Source organism: Sphingomonas parva (ex Maeng et al. 2020) (genome assembly GCF_004564275.1).
GTDB classification, from domain to species: Bacteria; Pseudomonadota; Alphaproteobacteria; order Sphingomonadales; family Sphingomonadaceae; genus Allosphingosinicella; species Allosphingosinicella parva.
In genome coordinates, this window is sequence record NZ_SPDV01000015.1 from 61,732 (window position 1) to 81,567 (window position 19,836).

Here is a 19,836-nt window from a genome sequence, read left to right on the forward strand (position 1 = left end):
AGCCGCAGGCGTAGCAAAAACGGTGGCGAGGCGCCAAGACGGCGTCGGATCGCGCGGAGCGAAGGCAGCGCACCCTCCCGGGCGATGCCCAACGCTGCGACCACGCAGAAAGCGGCGCCCCTGCCGCCGCGCCGACCATCGCCGAGCGGAAATTCCGGTTCAAGTCGAAAAGTTTACCGCGGCGGAAAATCCGGATTGCCGCCGCCGGAAAAGGCGATAGATCTCTGGTCCGGAGCCAGAAATGGCTCTCCGGGCGGCCGTGACAAGCTGCGATACGGGCGATGATCAGGCGCCGCGGGGGGCGGTTCGATGCTTCTTGTCAGACATTGGTGGGCCACTCGCCGCGCGTGCGGGGCCGCGGCCTTGCTTCGCGGCCCGAGGCAGATTTGTACGCCACCAAGGTGGACTGCGCGCGCGGGGGGCAAGGGCGTGAGGCTGTTTGCGCCGTCGCGCTCGGATCGGCGGCGGGTCGTCCTGGCGTGGGCAAGGTAAAGCACGGCGCCGCTGCCGCGGAGTGGAAGATTCCCGGCAGCGAATTATCGTTCAGGCAGAAAAGTTTACCTTGGTTAAAGAATCTTGATTGCGCGAACCGGAAAACCCGATAGGTAGCGATACGGGATCCAGGGGTGGGTCCCTGAGCGGCCGTGGTAAGCTGCAAGAACGGGGATCGAGGGGGAGGGGCGCGTGGGGCGGACTCGAACGATTGCTGTCGTGCGTCGCCGCGTCAGAGGCGCTCTAGAGAAGTCTGCTGGTAGCGCTCAGCCGGCTTCGGCCGTCGCGTCGCGGGTGACGGGTGCTGTATCACACGTGGCCGCGGGGCGCAGGTGATCTCGTCATGGATATCCTCGCATGTTTGCGCCGCGGCTTCGGCATCGATCAGGCAGGACCGGCAACGGTTCAGCGCATTTGTTCGCCTCTTGCGGGTACCTCGTGTTCTAACCCGCGCATCCTCGCAAAAAGCTTGGACTCATCGAGAGGCAAGCATCCCTATCGGCAGGAGCGTACTCGGCCCGGCGCGGCACGTTTCTGGGTTCTTGATCGGGATCACGCGCTCCCCTTTCTGCTACAGCCTTGGACAATTCAGTCACTATCTCGGTTGTCCGGTTTGGGCTGGTTTCAGCTCTGCTGTCAAAGGATGAAGAGAACTTCGCGACTTCCGCTGGCCGCGAAATGGGCGACTACCGCTCTTGTTCCGCTACTCTGTTCATGTGCAGCGCTGCCTCTCTACGATCAAGGGCAGGTATCCGTCGGAGACTTCCGGCGTGATGACGCTCGATGCCGCACATTGGCTGATGGCGTCGCTGAGATAGCAGAGAATCGTGCGGATACGGGTGCGCACGAGACCGATGCGGCAATGGTAGGAGTGTTTTTGGGATCAAGTTTGTCAGCTGCTCGTGTTCGGCGACAGTCGTACCGTGACTGCATGCGAGCTCTTGGTTATCTCCCGCGTACTCGAACCCCTAGGGAAGGTCATGCGCCAAGAGGAGGTGCGACTTCCAGTCAGGCAGGTTCGCCGGAGACACACGCATGACGTTTCAACGCTCCGATTCAAAATCACGCTTCTGGTCTCCCAGGTCGCGTGGGCGTCAATCCGTTCTAGCGTTCGCGCTCTTTTGCAGCTGCAGCTCACAAACCGGCGGCGCCCCATCGCGGCCATCCACTCAGGAAGAGTTCGAGCAGAAACTGGTAGAAATGGTCTTCGGTCGCAAGGATGCCGTGGAACTGCAGCTAGGCTACCCGATTGGCACTGCGGTGTTGGTCGAGAGCATAGATCTGCCTTCGGTAGCGTATCGAACGGACGTAGGGAAATTTAACCAGGCATTCGATCAACTGGACATTGCGTACAAGGCGAACTCTTTTCAACTGGTACCGCCATCGGCGCTGAATGTGAGTGACGTCGGGTTGGGTCGGTCCACTGATCGATTGCAGGAGGCATCCAAGTACGCAACCTATTTCGTGCACGAGAACCCGTCGACTGGCGGTGCCGCTAAAGGGGCGTCCGCCCTTGTCGTCCTCACTTACGCCAATCTACCTCGGGGCTTGAGTGCTGGCGTGGTTAATCGTCTTCTTGATGGACCGCCGACACGTCAACTGTCGCCATCGCCGGGTTGCGACATCTATCAGGCTGTCGGGCCCCAGGGGCTGACGACCTCTAACGTCGTTCTAGTGCGCGGCAGCGAGGCTGGGCGCTTGGATCTCGCGGATCCGCGTCAGTTTCGATGTGTATTTGCTTCCCAGATCATCAACATTGGGTTCTCCGAGGCAGTGTCTTCGGGGCGGAGCAATAGGTTCCCTCTCGAGAGTGCGCGGGCGGCGGGATGTGTCGCGCCCGATCCCGCTATGGGTCCAGTAGGGGTGCCTGGCGGGCGATGCGCCTCGCCGGTGCGCGGCCGCTCCTACTACGCCGTGATGGCATCGATGGTTCGGGATGGGAGCCTTCAGGGTGGTCGCGTCGACCGCTCCGCTTTTCGTCGAAGTTTGAAGGCAGCGATCACGAAGATTGGATGGAATAACATCATTGCAGCCGATGCTGCTGAGGACAGTCGCTACAGGTCTCTTGAAGGTGTGCCAGAAAGCCCGCCGACTGCTGTCCGAGACTAAGACTTTATTTCTAGAATGTTGCGGGGGAATATCGTGGGTAATCTTATCGCGGGTAATCTTACTGACTGGTTCAACAAGGTTAAGAATCCGGGGTTCAAGGATTATTTTTCTCTGTTTGGTAAGGCCAACGACTCCGTCATGGTCAACATGATGCTTCGGCAGATCTATGACGATCTACTTTCCCAAGGTGCATGGATTCAGATCAGTGGCGGTCTTGGTCTTGATGGCAAGGTCGACATTGGGAAGATGCTCGGAGCAAGCGGCCAGTTGCGCCTGACGGGGGAGCCGGTCGCGCCTTGCGCGCGGCCGGCGCTCCGCGGCGGATGAAAAAGCCTCTCGCCAATCGAGTTTTGCAGGCTTAGCAATGTGTTGACGCCGCCTGCGGGCGGCGCGGCCGGGCTGCCGGGTGGGGGCAGCGGCCGTTCGTGGGGGGACGGACGTGGAAGAATCGGCGCAGGTCAGTCGGGATCCGGCACTTTCCAGCTTCGTGCTGCTCGCACGCTTCCTCGGCATGCCCGCCGATCCGCAGCAGATCGCCCACGATCGCGGCAAGGGGGACGATCCCTATACGCTCGAGGATCTCTCGCGCATCGCCAAGAAGCTCGGCCTGGTCGGGCGGATCCGGCGCTGCGAGGCGGGCGAGCTCAGGAAGATGCCGCTGCCGGCAATCGCGCAGCTGACCGACGGCGACGCCGCCGTCCTGCTGAAGATCGAGGACGAAGCGGAGGCGCCCCGCGCCCTCGTCCAGTTCGGAGACCGCGAGCGGCCCGAGGTGTGGACCGCGGACGAGCTCGACGAGCGCTTCGGCGGCCGGCTGCTGCTGATGACCTCGCGCGAGCGGATGGCGGGCGCGGCGCGGCCGTTCGACATCAGCTGGTTCATCCCGGCGCTGGTCAAGTACCGCAAGCCGCTGCGCGACGTGCTGATCGCCTCCTTCTTCCTGCAGGTGATGGCGCTGATCTCGCCGATCTTCTTCCAGCTGGTGATCGACAAGGTGCTCGTCCACCAGTCGATCACCACGCTCGACGTGCTCGCCATCGGCCTCGGCGTCGTCCTGGTCTGGGAGACCGCGCTCTCGGGCCTCAGGAACTGGCTGTTCGCGCACAGCACCAACCGGGTCGACGCGGAGCTCAGCGCCCGGATGTTCCGCCACCTGCTCAACCTGCCGCTCTCCTATTTCGAGGCGCGGCGGGTCGGCGACAGCGTCGCCCGCGTGCGCGAGCTCGAGCGGATCCGCGAGTTCCTCACCTCGAATGCGGTCACGGTGGTGATCGACCTGTTCTTCACCATCGTCTTCTTCGTGGTGATGTACATGTACAGCCCGATGCTGACCCTGATCGTGCTCGCGTCGATCCCCGTCTATGCGGCGATCTCGATCTTCATCACCCCGACGCTGCGCGCGCGGCTGGACGAGAAGTTCCGGCGGGGCGCGGAGAACCAGGCGTTCCTGGTCGAGACCGTCACCGGCATCGGCACGCTGAAGGCGATGGCGGTCGAGCCGCAGATGCGCGACCGCTGGGAGAAGCAGTTCGCCGGCTATACCCAGACCGGCTTCGCGGTGACCCGGCTGGCCAATTGGGGCAACCATTTGATCCAGCTGGTTTCGAAGCTGACCACCGTCGCCATCCTCTATTTCGGCGCCAAGGCGGTGATCGCCGGAGACCTCAGCGTCGGCTCGCTGGTCGCGTTCAACATGCTCTCCGGCCGGGTCGCGGCGCCGATCCTGCGCCTCTCGCAGCTCTGGCAGGACTTCCAGCAGGTGCGGATCTCGGTCGACCGCCTCGGCGACGTGCTCAACGCCCCGGCCGAGCCGGAGCACAATCCCAACCGGGCGAGCCTGCCGGCGATCAAGGGCAATATCGAGTTCGACAAGGTGCGCTTCCGCTACCGCCCGGACGCGCCGGAGGCGCTGCGCGGAGTCTCGCTGAAGATCGCCGGCGGGGAGATGCTCGGCATCGTCGGCCCGTCGGGCTCGGGCAAGTCGACGCTGACCAAGCTCGTCCAGCGGCTCTACGTGCCCGAGCAGGGCAGGGTGCTGATCGACGGCGTCGACCTGGCGCTGGTCGATCCGGCCTGGCTGCGCCGGCAGATCGGCGTGGTGCTGCAGGAGAACATCCTGTTCAACCGCTCGGTGCGCGAGAACATCGCGCTGGCCGATCCGACGCGGCCGATGGAGGCGGTGCTCGCCGCCGCCCAGCTCGCCGGCGCGCACGAGTTCATCCTCGGCCTCAGCCACGGCTATGACACGATCATCGACGAGCGCGGCAGCAACCTCTCGGGCGGCCAGAGGCAGCGCATCGCCATCGCCCGCGCGCTGATCGGCGACCCGCGAATCCTGATCCTCGACGAGGCGACCTCGGCGCTCGACGCGGAGAGCGAGGAGATCATCCAGAAGAACCTGCGGATGATCGCCCACGGCCGGACGGTGATCATCATCGCCCACCGGCTCTCGGCGGTGCGCCAGTGCCACCGGATCATCACGGTGGAGGCGGGCGAGATCACCGAGGAAGGCAATCACGAGAGCCTGCTCGCGACCGGCGGCCGCTACGCCGAGCTCTATCGCAAGCAGATGGGAGTCGCCGCATGACCGCCATCGCCGACCGCTTCCCGACGCTGAGCCGGCACCTGGCGGTGCTGAAGGAGGCGTGGCAGCGCCAGAACGACGCCGACAGGAGCCGCAAGCCGCGCGAGGAATATGAGTTCCTGCCGGCCGCGCTGGAGATCATGGAGACGCCGCCGAGCCCCGGCCTGCGCGTCCTGATGCTGACCCTGTGCAGCCTGTTCGCGATCGCCGTTTTGTGGTCGTTCATCGGCAAGGTCGACGTGGTCGCGGTCGGCACGGGCAAGACGATCCCGGCGGCGAACGTCAAGGTGATCCAGCCGGTGGAGATCGGCGCCGTGCGCGCCATCCACGTGAGGAACGGCGAGCGGGTGAAAAAGGGGCAGCTGCTGATCGAGCTCGACCCCACCCTGGTCGGCGCCGACGAGGCGCAGGCGACGCGAGGGCTGCTGTCGGCGCGGATCGCCCAGGCGCGCAACGACGCCCTGCTCGCCCATCTCTCGGGACGGCCGGCGCGCTTCGTCGCGCCGGCAGGGACGCCGGCCGACACCGTCACCACCCAGAATCTGCTGATCCGCAGCGCGATCGCCGAATATGAGGCGGAGCGGGCGACGCTGGCGCAGAGCCGCGCCGAGCAGGGCGCCCAGCTCTCGTCCGCCGAAGCCGAGATCGCCAAGCTCCGCCAGACCCTGCCGCTGGTCGACCAGCAGCTCGAGGCGCGGCGCGATCTCAGCGCGAAAGGCCATTATCCCAAGCTCAAGGTGCTCGAATACGAGCAGCTGCGCGTCGAGCACCTCCAGAACATCGCGGTGCAGGAAAGCGCGGCGGCCAAGGCGCGCGCGGCGATCGGCGCGATCGACGCGCAGATCGCCAAGCTCCGCCAGAGCTTCGCCAAGACGGCGAGCACCGAGCTCGCCACCGCCGAGGACGAATCGAGCATGCGCGGCGAGGAATTGCGCAAGTCCGAGCGCCGGCGGCTGATGCAGCAGCTCCGATCGCCGGTCGACGGCGTCGTCCAGCAGCTCGCGGTCCACACCGTCGGCGGCGTCGTCCAGCCCGCCCAGCCGCTGATGGTGATCGTCCCCGACGGCAGCGAGATCGAGGTGGAGGCGCAGATCCTCAACAAGGACATCGGCTTCATCCGCGAAGGCCAGCCGGTGCGGGTGAAGCTCGAGGCCTTTCCGTTCACCGATTACGGGCTGATCGAGGGCGTGGTCGAGACGATCAGCCGCGACGCGATCCAGGACGAGAAGATCGGCCTGGTCTATGCCGCGCGAGTCCGGCTGAAGCGGGATTTCCTCCAGATCGGGACGCGGCGCCAGCCGATCGGACCCGGGCTGGCCGTGCAGGCGGAGATCAAGACCGGCGAGCGGCGGATCATCCGCTATCTGCTCTCGCCGATCTCGCAGGCGGTGGACGAGGCCGGGCGCGAGAGGTGAGGGGGCGGCGTCCCTGCCGGCCCGTGCCGAGCGGAGGCGGGCTTCGCTCAGCGGCGGGCGGGTGCCCCGGCCGGCAGATAATCGACGAAGAGGTTGGCGGTGAGCCGCCCGAGGCGCGGATCGGCGGCGAAGGTCGCCTCGGCGGGAATGATCCCGCTGTGCAGCGAGAAGCTGCGGTAGACGAGCAGGCGGTCGCAGCGCGCCTCGAAGGCTGCAATGCGCTCGAAGCCGGGCGTCGTCTCGTTCGGGTAGCCGGCGGCGGCGGGCAGGGCGGCGCCTTCCGCTCGGCGGGCCTCGGCATAACGATCGAAGGCGTCCGGCGGGATCTGCTCCAGGCCGGTGGCGCGGTGGCGGAAGAAGGCGGTGCCGCCATGCTCCGCGCCGCACAGGAAATGAAGGAGCGCGATGCGATAGGGGCTGCAGGTGTCGACATGCGGCACGCGCTGGAGCGGGTGAAGCGCCTCGGGCGGCGTGGTGACGATCGAGAAGGATCCGTCGACGCGGCCGCGGGCGGCGGCGCCGAGGCCGAAGACGCGGCGGATCAGCGGCTCGACGGCCTCGACCAGCATCGCCGTGTAATCGGCGGGCGCCGGCGCGCGGATTCCCGGATAGCCTCCGCGCCGGCTGCCGGCATCGGCGAACTCGGCATCGGCGGCCCGATCGACCAGAGCGTGCGGATCGGCGAGGACGCCGTCGATGACGATCACCGGCTCCCGGCTCGCGCCGATCGGCACCCTCTGCGGGCGGCAGGCGGGCTGCAGCGCGAGCCTTGCCGTCACCGTTCCGCCTCGACGCGATGGGTTCCTGTCATCGCCGATCATCCTAGCGCCGGGAGAGCGACGGCACCATGACCAGGCGCGGCGAGGTGAAGACTATCGTGATCGTCGGCGGCGGGACGGCCGGGTGGATGGCGGCCGCGGCGCTCGCCCGCTACGCGGGCCGCGGCCGCGCCATCCGGCTGATCGAATCCGATGAGATCGGCACGGTCGGCGTCGGCGAGGCGACGATCCCGCAGATCCGCCTGTTCAACGAGGGGCTCGGCATACCGGAGGAGGCGTTCGTCCGCGAGACGCTCGGCTCGTTCAAGCTCGGCATCGAGTTCGTCGACTGGTGGAAGCCCGGGCAGCGCTATTTCCACGGCTTCGGCGCGGTCGGCCAGCGGCTCGGGCTGCTGCCGTTCCACCAATATTGGCTGCGCTACCGCGCCGGCGGCGGGCGACACGGCCTCTGGCATTTCGCCCCCAATTTCCGCGCCGCGGCCGGCAACCGGTTCGGCCGGCCGATCGAGCGGCCCGGCGCGCCGAGCGGCGTTCATCACGCTTATCATTTCGACGCGAGCCTCTATGCGCGCATGCTCCGCAGCTATGCGGAAGGGCGCGGCGTGCGGCGCACCGAAGGCAAGGTCGCGGCGGTCGACCTCGGCGGCGAGGATGGCTTCGTCGAGGCGGTGCGGCTGGAGAGCGGCGAGCGCGTCGCCGGCGAGTTGTTCATCGACTGCACCGGCTTTCGCGGCCTGCTGATCGAGCAGACTTTGCGCAGCGGTTATGAGGACTGGTCGCACTGGCTGCCCTGCGACCGCGCGCTCGCCGTGCCTAGCGAGCGCGTCGCGCCGCTGACGCCCTACACGCGCTCGACGGCGCGGGAGGCGGGCTGGCAATGGCGCATCCCGCTCCAGCACCGCACCGGCAACGGCATGGTCTATTGCAGCGCCTTTCTCGACGACGAGAAAGCCGCCGAGACCCTGCTCGCCAGTCTCGACGGCGCAGCGCTGGCGTCGCCGCGGCCGCTCCGCTTCACCGCCGGCAAGCGGCGCGCGGCCTGGAAGAAGAATTGCGTCGCGATCGGCCTCGCCGGCGGCTTCCTGGAGCCGCTGGAATCGACCAGCATCCACCTGATCCAGAGCGCGATCGCCCGGCTGCTCGCCTATTTCCCGGACGCCGCGTTCGATGCCGCCGACATCGCCGAGTACAATGCGCAGACCGATATCGAATGGGAGGCGGTGCGCGACTTCATCATCCTCCATTACCACCTGAACGCCCGACCGGGCTCCGAATTCTGGCGGCATTGCCGCGAGATGGTCCTGCCCGAGCGGCTGGCGCAGAAGATCGCCCTGTTCGGTGCGAGCGCGCGCATCACCCGGCACAATCTCGAGCTGTTCGACGATCCCTCGTGGCTGCAGGTGATGTGGGGGCAGGGGCTGCGGCCCCGCGCCTACCATCCGCTCGCCGACGGCATCAGCGACCGCGAGCTCGAGGAGTTCATCGCTCTGGCCGGGCAGCACGCCCAGCGCGTCGTTTCGGAGATGCCGGATCACGCCGATTACATCGCGGCGACCTGCGCTGCGCCGATTGACGAGCGACGGGCCGCCGCGGGCTGACGCCGCGCGTCCTTCCACGAGGGAAGGCGCGCCCGTAAAGGTCAGTGGTAGGTCGGCGTTCGCCCTCAGGCGTCCGCCTCGGCCGGCTCCGGCGCGCTCATCCTGGAGGCGCCCATCTTCTGAAGCGTCTCCTCGTCGACGAGGCGGGTGATCATCGGATGGAGGCGAAGCGCGCCCTCCTTCACGACCTGCTTGAAATTGGCGATGACCCGGGCAGTCGCCCGCTGGTCCGGCGCGATCACGTCGAGCAGCCAGTTGATCGAGCCCGAATTCCAGTCCTCGGCCTTCAGCCGCACCGGGAAGACCCCGGCCTTGATCTGCTCGCGGATCGAGGCGTCGACCTCCTCGGACACGCTCGCCCAGATCGCCAGGCCCGCGAGATCCGACAAAGGCGACGATTCCGCCTTGCCCGGATATGCGATGGCGATGCGATCGCGCATCAGCGGCTCGAGCACGAGGTGCTGGAGATCGTCGAGCGTCTGGCTGCGATAGCGCGCCTGCATCATCATCGCCATCACGACCTTGCCGAAATTCTCGCGGATCTGCGAGCGCACCTCGGCGATCTTGCGGGCGATCTCCGGATCGAGCTGCGGCATGGCGGGCGCGTCCGGCGCAGCGCCCGCGTCCGCGACCTCGGCGCCGTTCACCTGCGGCTGGGCCGCCTTGCTGCCGTTCGACTTGTTGGTCTTGCCTGCCACGTTCGATCTCCCCCCGCCGAGTCTTGAGGGGACCAGCTTAAGCGGCGAAAGTCGCGAGTCAACGCGGCTTCCGCCCGCATCAATCGAGATATTGCTGCTATTCTAGGACGTTGCAGGCACGCATAGCGAGAGCTCGGTGTCGCTTGGACGACGTCTTGGGCGCGCCACGGCGGCAACAGGCGGCGCAACAGTCACGCCAAGGCCTGACTTTCCGCCAATGCTTTGATCCGGAACGGATCGAGTTGTTAATACGGCGTAAAAGCCGTTGACCCTGCTCCTTAATCGGGAAAGACTGCCGGTTCGAGGGGGACTCCCGAGTCACGCCGCCCGGCCCGCGCCGGATGGATCGCCAGAATGCACCCATGCTTCTGGCGGTGGTGAAGTGCGCCCTCCTCGTGTTGGGGGCGCAGCTGTGGACAAGCACGACCAGAGCCAGAAGATCCGGTGCTTCGGCGCCGGCCGCCGCCGTGCGTGTACCTCACGGGCGAGGCGGTCAACGCCCCGCGCGACGCCCCAGTCGATCCAGGGCGACCATTTGACCTGAAGCAGCAGTCTCGGAGCGCGCGATGCCGATTTCGAAGGAACTGTTCTACGCGGTCCTGTCGATGGACGCTTACAATCGCGGCTCGGGTGCCGCGATGGTGGTGGAGGGAGACGAGGTCGGCGCGGTCAGGGCCCTCAACATCTCCGGGGTCGCCGGCTCGCAGGCGTGGAGCGAGACCGGCTTCCACGCCACCGTCTACGACGTCATCCGCGGCGGGATCACTGGCCTCGATGCCAGCACGATCATATCCTACCGCGGCACCAACTTTCCCTCGAGCTTCCTGAGCGGCGCGGCCTGGTCGGAGTTCGGCAAGGACATACGCTACGGCTGGGCGGTCGGCGCCGGCATCTACGGCGCAGGGCAGGCGGTGCAGGCCGAGGATCTGTTCAAGAGCGTCGCCGGCGTCACCGAAATTTCCCCGTCGACCGGCACGAGCATCGGCCTGACCGGGCATTCGCTCGGCGGCGGCCTTGCCGGCTACATTTCGGCATTCTCCGGCGCGAAGGCGATCGGCTACGATCACATGCCGTTCTTCGCGGCCTCGCTGCTGCGCGGTGCGGTCGAGGCGATCAGCAAGCTCATTCCCTATCTGACCGCGGAGATCGCCGCCGGCCGCATGCCGACTCCGGAGGGCGTGGCGGCGCTCAACATCCAGCTGCCGACCTTCCGGAACTTCCAGGGCATCTCGCTGGACGGCGAGATCCTCGAGCTCATCCGCGGCGATCTCTTCGTCGAGCTGGTCAAGGGCCTGCTGCCGTTCGTGCTGAAGGAGCGGCTGCAGGTCTCCGGGATCGGCATCGACTTCGGCCATTTCGACGAGATCGTCGAATCGGTGCTGCAGGTGTTCGCCAACAAGGTGATCGAGGGCAGCGTCGAGGATCCGTTGAAGGTGCTGGAGGCCTTCATCGACAAGGCGGTCGACGGCCTCAACGCCAATCCGCACCAGCGCGTCTCCGCCTACGATTGGGACCCCAGCAAATGGGCCGGCGCGCTCGCCGACATCCTGTCCGGCGTCGGCGACATCGCATCGATCCTCAGCGCCATCTTCGCCATGATCCCGGGCGGCCAGGGCTATGCGGCCACCGCTGCCCTCGTCGACAAGTTCACGAAATATGCCGAGCTCGCGTTCAACGGCCTCGATCGCGTGCTCGACGGCGTCGCCAAGCACAACATGGCCGCGCTCGTGCTGATGAAATATGCCGACGAGCGGAAGGACAAATTCCCCGACTGGCACCGCAGCTGGGCCGACTTGGCCGAGCTTTCCGACCTCGCGCTGAACTCGCTGCTCGACACCGACATCGCCGAGGCGGCGTCCAAGAACAGCAGATATGTCGCCCAGTACGGCAAGGACAATCTCGGGATCGTGATCCCCAATGCGGTCGCCTATTCGGTGATCGACGAAGGCGCGCGCCCGTTCGGCGACACCGCCGCCGAGGCCTTCTTCGACGATTACGACGACCTCGGGAAGATCGTTAAGCGCGACAAGGGGTCGGTCAATCCGATCTTCACCGAAAGCCTCGGCGGCCTGCAGGGGCTGTTCGACATGCTCGGCGGCAATCCCCCGCTGATCGAGAGCCTGGCGCGGATCGCTAGCCAATATGCCGGCGCGCTGGCGATCAACAAGGTGCGGCGCGACGCCAATACCGAGGTGAAGCCGCAGGAAGGCGTGTTCGCGCTCGCCGAGGACGAGAGCGCGCTCGCGGTCGACCTCTCCGACGTGCTCTGGCTCGATGTGCTGAAGACCGGCGAGTACCAGGGCTCCGAGAGCCTGGTCATCGCCGAGCAGACGGCGCTGTTCAAAAGCTATTTCTCGAAATCGAGCGACACCCGCGGCCTGCTGACCGTGCTGCTCGGAATGGATTCGTACAGCGAGGCGGCGCTCGACAATCTCGCCAAGCTCGGCTGGGAGGCGAGCTCGCGCAAGGTGATCGACCGGCTGCACGTCGCCGTCGGCAAGGATCCCGAAGAGATCACCCTGGCCGAACGTTCGTACAAGGTCGAGGCGGCGAAGGGCGACGAGACGCACGTCGACGTCTACATCGGCCATGCCGGCAAAGAGACCGTGCACGGCACCAAGGGCAACGACCTGCTGATCACCGAAGGCGGCAACGACCGCATCTTCGCGCGCGGCGGCAAGGACTTCGTGATCGCCGGCGAGGGCGACGACATCATCGTCGATTCGATCCGCGAGCTCGCGGGCCCGCAGGACGACGGGGGCGACATCTACGTCGGCGACAACCTCAAGCAGAACATCTTCGAAGGCATCGCGGACTATCTGGCCAATCTGGTCGGCCTCGATGACCAGGACACGGTCCGCTACAGCGTCGCGGATTCGGTCACCGGGGCGCTTGCCGCCAAGGGTCTGGAGGTCGTCAGCGGGGAGCTGGTGACGTTCGAGAAGCGCCAGGCGCTCAAGCTCACCATCAAGGACCTCAACACCGGCTTCGTCAGCAGCGACATATTGATCAACATCGACGTCGCGGAGCTGAGCGAGCGCGCCGACACCCTCTACGTCGACGACGCGACGAAGCGCATGCCGATCGTCGTCGATCTGAGCAGCAAGGCATCGGGGCCGGTCGGCAAGGCCGATTTCGACACGGTCGACTTCTCCCGAAGCAAGACGGGCGCGGTCTCGATCAACGGCTCGGTCGCCGACAACAATGCCGGGCCGGTGAGCAAGCTGGCCGAGCTGACCCGGTCGGTGGTCGTCCGGCTGATCGCCGCGGCCTTCCAGCCGGATACCGGCCTGGCCTTCCGCGGCGCCGAGAACATCAAGCTGACCGACAAGAGCGACGTGTTCTTCGGCGGCAACCTCGCCGAGATGATGGGGGTCAAGCAGAAGTTCTTCGGCACCCCCAACCATCCGGGCTGGGGCACGATCACCGGCGGCGGCGGCAACGACCTGATGGTCTATTTCGGGCCCGGCCACCGGAAGGTCGGCGAGCTGCTCGACACCAGCGAGCCTACCGGGCCGACCGCGGGAGTCGAGCTGCGCCTGACGCTCGACGGCGGTCAGGGCAATGACGATCTGCTGGTGATCGGCGGCGAGAAGCCGATCGTCACCGGCGGCGAGGGCCGCGACTGGATCTTCGCGATGAGCCCCGGCGCCGAGCTCTACGGCGACACGATCAGCGGCACGCTGGCCGACGGCAAGACCAAGGTCGCCGACGACGCGTCCAATTCCGACAATTTCTGGTGGTGGCCCGACACCACGATCATGGACGCGCAGCACCACGACGTCCTCAAGTTCTTCGGCCTGCCGCTCACCGGCGGCAACAACATCCCGACGCTGGCGATGGGCGGCCTCAACATGGCGTTCGGCGACGGCGGCCTCGGCTACCGGCTGTTCCAGAACGCGGTCGATCCGCAGACCGGCAAATGGGATCCGACGCGGCAGCTCTATTTCGACCACTTCATGCCGTTCATGACCTACTACTTCCAGAAGCAGAAGGACGGCACGGTCGATCTCTACATCATCAACCAGGTGACGCAGCTGTTCGGCGCCGACCTGTTCAAGAAGCATCCCGACGACCCGAGCACGCCGTTCGACGAATCCACGATTCTCGCCGGCGCGATGCGGGTGAAGGCCTTCGACGGCCTGTACAGCTTCTCCGGCGCGGCCCAGTTCGGAATTCTCGGCAATTCCGACCTCGGGCTCGGCTTCAAGGTCGCCAATCCCTACTATTCGATCCTGTCGATGCTGCCGCCGACGCTGATGACCTGGGGCATGGGCCAGGGCGCGGCGATGGTCGACGAGGTGCTGACCTTCGCCGCGGCGGCGATCCGCTTCGGCAAGGCGGCCCTGTGGTTCACGGGTGTCGATCCGCTCGTGTTCGACCTCGACGGCGACGGCATCGAGACGACCGAGGTCGGCGGCACCTATTTCGACATCGACGGCGACATGTTCCGCGAGCGCACCGGCTGGCTGGACAGCGACGACGGCTTCCTGGTGCTCGACGCCAACCGCAACGGGCGGGTCGACGACATCAGCGAGATGTTCGGCAACGCGCGCGAGGGCGGCTTCGCCGAGCTCGCCAGCCACGACCGCAACGGCGACGGCGTGATCAGCGCCGCCGACCTCGTCTGGTCGGAGCTCCGGATCTGGCAGGATTACGACCAGGACGGCCTGACCGACAGCGGCGAGCTGGCGACGCTGGAAGAGCTCGGCATCCTGTCGATCGGTGTCTCCGGCACCGCCCTCGGCCTGCGCACGCCGCAAGGCGCCGACCTGCTCTCGCACGGCACCTTTACCCGCACCGACGGCACCACCGGCAACAGCTACGAAGCGATCTTCCAGTCGGACAACGTCGATACCCTGTACAATGGCGAGGCGGGGCGCGCCGCCTGGCAGCAAGGGCTCTCGATCAACGCCAAGGGCTTCGGCACGGTCACCGACCTGGCGGTGGCAATGGCCAACGACATCGAGCTCGGCGAGCTCGTCGCCGCGAAAGCGGCCGCGATGACGGTTCCGAAGCTCAAGCTGCTGCGCGAGCAATCGGGCGAGGTGCTCGGCAAATGGGGCGCCACCCTCGAGCTGACCCGCGAGCTGGTGGCGGTGAAGCTGGCGACCGACGCCGCCGGCAAGACCGTGCTGGCCGACCGCGCCGAATATCGCGAGGACGCGGCCGGCGGCTATTGGGTGCTCGCCTCGGGCGCGCCGATCCTCGACGCCCAGGGCATTGCCGTCTCCCGCGCCACGCTCGAGCAGGTGCTGGCACAGGGCAACGGCTGGCGGCTGGAGCAGGGCTGGTCGCCCTCGTCGCGCGCCGCCGCGGTCAGCCATCGCGATCCGGCGCCCTATCTCGTCGAGATCGTCGGCGGCCGCGCCGTGGTCAAGGACTATGGCATCGAGCAGAGCGACGGCAGCTGGCGCCTGGCGAGCGGCAAGCCGGTGGTCGATGCCGGCGGCCAGGTGATTGCCGCGCCAACGCGGGCCGACATCGAGGCGCAGGCGCATCCGACCGGCCAGGAATGGCGGATCGAGCAGATCGGCTTCAATCCCTATGCCGCGATCAAGGTGGAGGAGATCGGAGTCCGCTTCACCGACGACAAGGTGGTCGATTACACGGTCGAAGTCACCGACCAGGACGGCAAGTTCTACGTCTGGGCGCGCAACCTCGACCGCGCGCTCGAGCTTCAGTTCAAGACCGGGGACTCGCGCGAGTTCAATCTCCGCAACTACCAGATCGACTTCGAGCATCTCGACGAGGTCGGCTCGACCGACGACAGCGTCTACCGCGTCGAGCTGCTGACGCCCGCCCAGTTCCACTTCGCGATGAGCCTCGGCGGTGTCGATTTCCGGCCCGAGATGCTGAGCGCGACGCTCGACCAGGCAACCGGCAAGATCAGCTATTCGGTCAACACGACCGGCCGGATCAGCCTGTCGGAAGACAGCTATGTGTCGCCGATCAAGCCGGTGATCGAGCTCACCGGCATCGCGATGGAGCAATATGTCGTCGTCAGCCGCCGCTTTGCGGTGCGGATGGCGCTGCAGGGCGGCCTGAAGGACTTCGCCCGCGGCATCGTCTACGATGCGGCGACGGACAAATACCGGCCGACCAGCGACCGCGAGCTGGCGCCGATGTTCGACGCCATCTTCGAGGCCGCGCCGAAGACCAACGCCGAGGACGCCGCCTTCGATTACCTCGCCGACTGGAACGAGGTGCTCTGGCAGGTCTATCCCGATTATGCGTTGAGCGGCAGCGGCAACATGGCCGGCCGCACCGTCTCGATCGACCAGGCGTTCATCTTCCAGATGCTGCTGCCGGCCTTCGAGAACGTCGGCGTTCCGCTCGACATCTTCCAGGTCGCCAATGCGCTGTCGATCGACGAGAGCCGCATCATCACCCACGCCGCCGACGCCACCGCCGTCGACGGCACCGAAAAGACCGACTTCTTCTACATGTCGGCGGGCGACCAGACCTTCCGCGGCGGCGGGGGCGCCGATTACTATTTCGTCGGCAAGAATGCCGGCAGCGACCATATCGACGACAAGGACCTCGGCGGCGCCGACGAGCTGCGCTTCACCGACGTCAAGGCGAGCGACGTCAAGGCGATCCGCGACGGCGAGGATCTGATCCTGGAGATCAAGGGCCGCGGCCGCTTCATCCGCCTGACCGACCAGGTCCTCGGCGAGCTCAACCAGTATCTGTCGAACGGCAAGCAGTTCGAGAGCGGCGTCACCTCGATCGTCTTCTCCGACGGCGTGGTCTGGGACCGCACCCGAATGGCCCTGGAAGTGGTCGACAAGGAGCGCGCCGCCGGCGTGTTCAACGATCCGCTGATCGGATCGGGATCGGGCGACTTCCTGTGGGGCGGGAAGGGCAACGACCTGATGAGCGGCGGCGCCGGCGGCGACGTCTACATCTTCGCGCGCGGCGACGGCCAGGACGTCATCGACGAGCGGGGCAGCTTCTCGTTCGGGCCGATCAAGGCCGGTCTCGACTTCCTCCAGTTCAAGGGCGACATCTCCGCCGACGACCTGAAGCTCACCCGGGACGGACCCAGCCCCAACCTCAAGATCACCCTGCTCAAGGTCGGGCAGGAGACGAGCGACACGATCGAGATCGTCGGACAGCTCGGCGGAATCACGCTCGGCCTCGGCGCGTTCGCCGAGCTGATGGGGAGCAGCGAGGGGCTGGACTATGTCTCGCCCAATCTGATCGAGCGCTTCATCTTCGAGGACGGCACCTCGCTCGAGTTCACCGATATCGTCGAGCGCGTGCTCGAGAACGCGAGGACCGACGGCGACGACGCCATCTACGGCCTGCTCAACGTCAACACGCTCGATGGCGGCAAGGGCAACGATTATCTGACCGGCGCCGAGGGCAGCGACACCTATGTGTTCGGCCGCGCCTACGGCAAGGACGTGATCGAGGACAACGACTTCAGCTTCAAGGCTTTCTCAGGCCCGCAGCACGACACGCTGAAGTTCATCGACGACGTCCGCTGGACCGATCTCGATTTCCTGCGCGACGGCCCGAGCGACACGCTGACCCTGCGGATCAAGGGCAGCGCTGACCAGGTCACCCTCAGGGAGTATCTGAAGGAGCTGCCGTTCATCGGCTACGTCAACCTGCTCGAGGACATCGTCTTCGGCGACGGCACCCAATGGTCCTATCTGAAGCTCCTCCAGCATTATGTCGACATCGCCAAGACCGGCGGCGACGACATCATCTACGGCTTCGAGGGGATCAGCGACTGGATCGACGGCGGCGCCGGCAACGATCGCCTGGTCGGGCAGAGCGGCAACGACGTCTACGTCTACGGACGCGGCTACGGCAACGACACGATCTACGACAGCGACGGCAGCGAGCGGCTGATCTTCGACGGGATCGCCAGCAGCGAGGTCGAATTCTCGCGCACGGCGCTCGACCTGATCATCACCGTGCGCGCCACCGGCGAGCGCGTCGTGCTCGAGAACCAATATGTCCGCGACGGCGCGCAGCACGCCGCGGTCGAATATTTCGAGTTCTCCGACCGGACCTTGCTGTTCACCGATTTCAACCCCGAAGACATCGACCTGGTCGGGACCAGCGCCGGCGAGACGATCACCGGCTCGAACTTCGCCGAGCTGCTCGACGGCCGCGGCGGCGACGACACGCTCGAAGGCGGAGACGGCGGCGACACGTACAAGTTCGACGTCGGCTACGGCCACGACGTGATCGTCGACCGCCGGATCCGGGCCTCGTGGCAGGATCGGCCGGGCATGAAGGTGCCGGTCGACGACGTGGTCAAGTTCGGCGACGACATCACCCGCAGCAACGTGGTCTTCACCAAGGACGGCAACGACCTGATCGTCTCGGTGCTGCAGCGCACCGACACGCTGCGCATCCGCGACCAGTTCCGCAGCACCGACGACGGCGTCGAGCGGTTCGAGTTCAAGGACGGCACCTTCCTCAAGATCTCCGACGTCGAGGAATTGCTGCAGATCGAGGGCGGCAATCGCGGCGACAACGTCATCGAGGGCACGCTCGACCAGCCGAACACGCTCGACGGCCGCCAGGGCGACGACGTCCTGAAGGGCGGAAATGCCGGCGACACCTACGCGTTCAGCGCCGGCTACGGCTTCGACCGGATCATCGAGAAGACCGATCGCGCGGGCGCGATCGACAAAATCGTCTTCGGCGCCTCCGTGACCCGCGACGCCCTGATCGTCCGGCGCGTGGCCGACGACCTCGTCATCGATCTCGGCAACGGCGTCGACGTGGTGACCGTCGTCGGCGGCCTCGCCGGCACGCGGATCGAGGAATTCCACTTCGCCGACGGCGTGGTGCTGAGCTTCGACCAGGTGATCGATCGCCTGCTGACCGGCACGGCCGGCGACGACCAGCTGACCGGCCTCGACGGCCGCAACGACACGATCGCCGGTGGGGCGGGATCGGACGCCGTGGCCGGCGGCCTCGGCAACGACACCTACAAATTCGGGGTCGGCGACGGCAGCGACAGCATCAGCGACAGCGGCGGCATCGACCTAATCGAGTTCGGGACCGGCCTCACCCGTGACCAGCTCCGCTTCCAGGAGGTGGACGGCGACCTGCTGATCACGCTGGTGGCGGGGTCCGACCGCCTCGTCGTGCTCGGCGGCTACAGCCAGAAGCCGGTCGAGAGCTTCCGCTTCGCGGACGGCACATTGCTCAGCATCGCCGAAATCCGGATGCTGATCCACGAGCAGCAGCCGCACGGCAGCCAGGACCGGATCGACCTGCGCGACCTCGTGCCCAATGCAGTGGTCACCGCCGGCACCGGGCATGACCGCATCATCATGGCCAATGACGGCCAGCTGATCTTCCGGCGCGGCGACGGGATCGACCGGATCGAGATGCCGTCCGGGGTGACCCGCGCGACGGTGACGCTGCAGGGCTTCATCGCCGCCGAGGCCGTCGTGCGCCTGTCCGCCCTCGACAGCAACGACCTGATCGTCGCCTTTCCGGCGACCGGGGACCAGATCGTGCTGGTCGGCGCGGCGGGCGGCGGGGCCGTTCCGGCGCTGGCGTTCGACGACGGCCAGACCTGGGACGCTGCACAGCTGATCCAGCGCTCGATCACCGACCAGGCCGGGCCGGGCGACGACATCGTGCTGGGCAGCGCCCGCGACGACGTGATCGCGGCCGGCCCGGGCCACGACCAGGTGCGCGGCGCCGGCGGCAACGACGTCTACACCTTCGCCCGCGGCGACGGCCGCGACGTGATCGACGACAGCGCCGGGACCGACACGCTGCGAGTCTCCGGCTATCGGCCGGACGAGATGCGCGTCTCGCGCGCGGCGCCCGGCCGCAACGAGCTCGTCCTCACCTTCGGCGACGGCGAGGACGAGATCGTGCTGCGCTACGACGCCAATCTGGTCGGCGTCGACGCCGTCGAGTTCGGCGACGGCACCCGCCTCAGCCGCGACGCCCTGTTCGATCTCGTCACCGGCAGCGGGAGCAGCGGCGACGACCGGCTGGTCGGCAGCGCCCGCGACGAGACCTTCACCGGCGGCGCCGGCAACGACGTCGTGATCGGCGGCGGCGGCAACGACGTCTACCGCTTCGCAAAGGGCGACGGCCAGGACAGGATCGAGAGCAGCGGGACCAGCGACGGCCGCGGCGTGCTCGAGTTCGGCGCCGGCATCGCGC

7 protein-coding genes are annotated in these 19,836 nt (G+C 66.7%); 5 read left to right on the forward strand and 2 right to left on the reverse strand.

Going from position 1 to position 19,836, the window contains the following annotated elements:
* The first annotated feature begins 2,634 nt into the window (after positions 1-2,634).
* From E2493_RS09685 to E2493_RS09695, 3 genes are all read left to right on the forward strand, one after another.
* Positions 2,635-2,928, forward strand: a complete 294-nt coding sequence (locus E2493_RS09685) for a hypothetical protein (RefSeq protein WP_135086168.1) — start codon at positions 2,635-2,637, stop codon at positions 2,926-2,928.
* A gap of 112 nt (positions 2,929-3,040) precedes the next feature.
* A complete protein-coding gene (locus E2493_RS09690; RefSeq protein ID WP_225421321.1) occupies positions 3,041-5,188 on the forward strand; it encodes a type I secretion system permease/ATPase in 2,148 nt (715 codons plus the stop codon).
* The gene (locus E2493_RS09695; RefSeq protein WP_135086170.1) at positions 5,185-6,600 is read left to right on the forward strand and encodes an HlyD family type I secretion periplasmic adaptor subunit; all 1,416 of its coding nucleotides are present in this window, start codon (positions 5,185-5,187) and stop codon (positions 6,598-6,600) included. Before E2493_RS09690 ends, E2493_RS09695 begins: the two co-directional genes overlap by 4 nt.
* Positions 6,601-6,647: 47 nt before the next feature.
* On the opposite strand, the gene E2493_RS09700 is transcribed toward E2493_RS09695, so the two are convergent.
* On the reverse strand, positions 6,648-7,379 hold the full coding sequence (locus tag E2493_RS09700) for a DUF6445 family protein (protein ID WP_135086172.1): 732 nt from the start codon (positions 7,377-7,379) through the stop codon (positions 6,648-6,650).
* 68 nt (positions 7,380-7,447) lie between these two features.
* Here E2493_RS09700 and E2493_RS09705 point away from each other — a divergent pair, with 68 nt between their 5' ends.
* A complete protein-coding gene (locus E2493_RS09705; RefSeq protein WP_135086174.1) occupies positions 7,448-8,977 on the forward strand; it encodes a tryptophan halogenase family protein in 1,530 nt (509 codons plus the stop codon).
* Positions 8,978-9,042: 65 nt separating this feature from the next.
* Here E2493_RS09705 and E2493_RS09710 read toward each other — a convergent pair whose 3' ends face one another.
* A complete protein-coding gene (locus E2493_RS09710) occupies positions 9,043-9,675 on the reverse strand; it encodes a toxin-activating lysine-acyltransferase (protein ID WP_225421322.1) in 633 nt (210 codons plus the stop codon).
* A 566-nt stretch (positions 9,676-10,241) separates the two neighbouring features.
* On the opposite strand from E2493_RS09710, the gene E2493_RS09715 reads away from it, so the two are divergent.
* The coding region (locus E2493_RS09715) for a calcium-binding protein (RefSeq protein WP_318531691.1) at positions 10,242-19,836 on the forward strand (9,595 nt) is incomplete at its 3' end.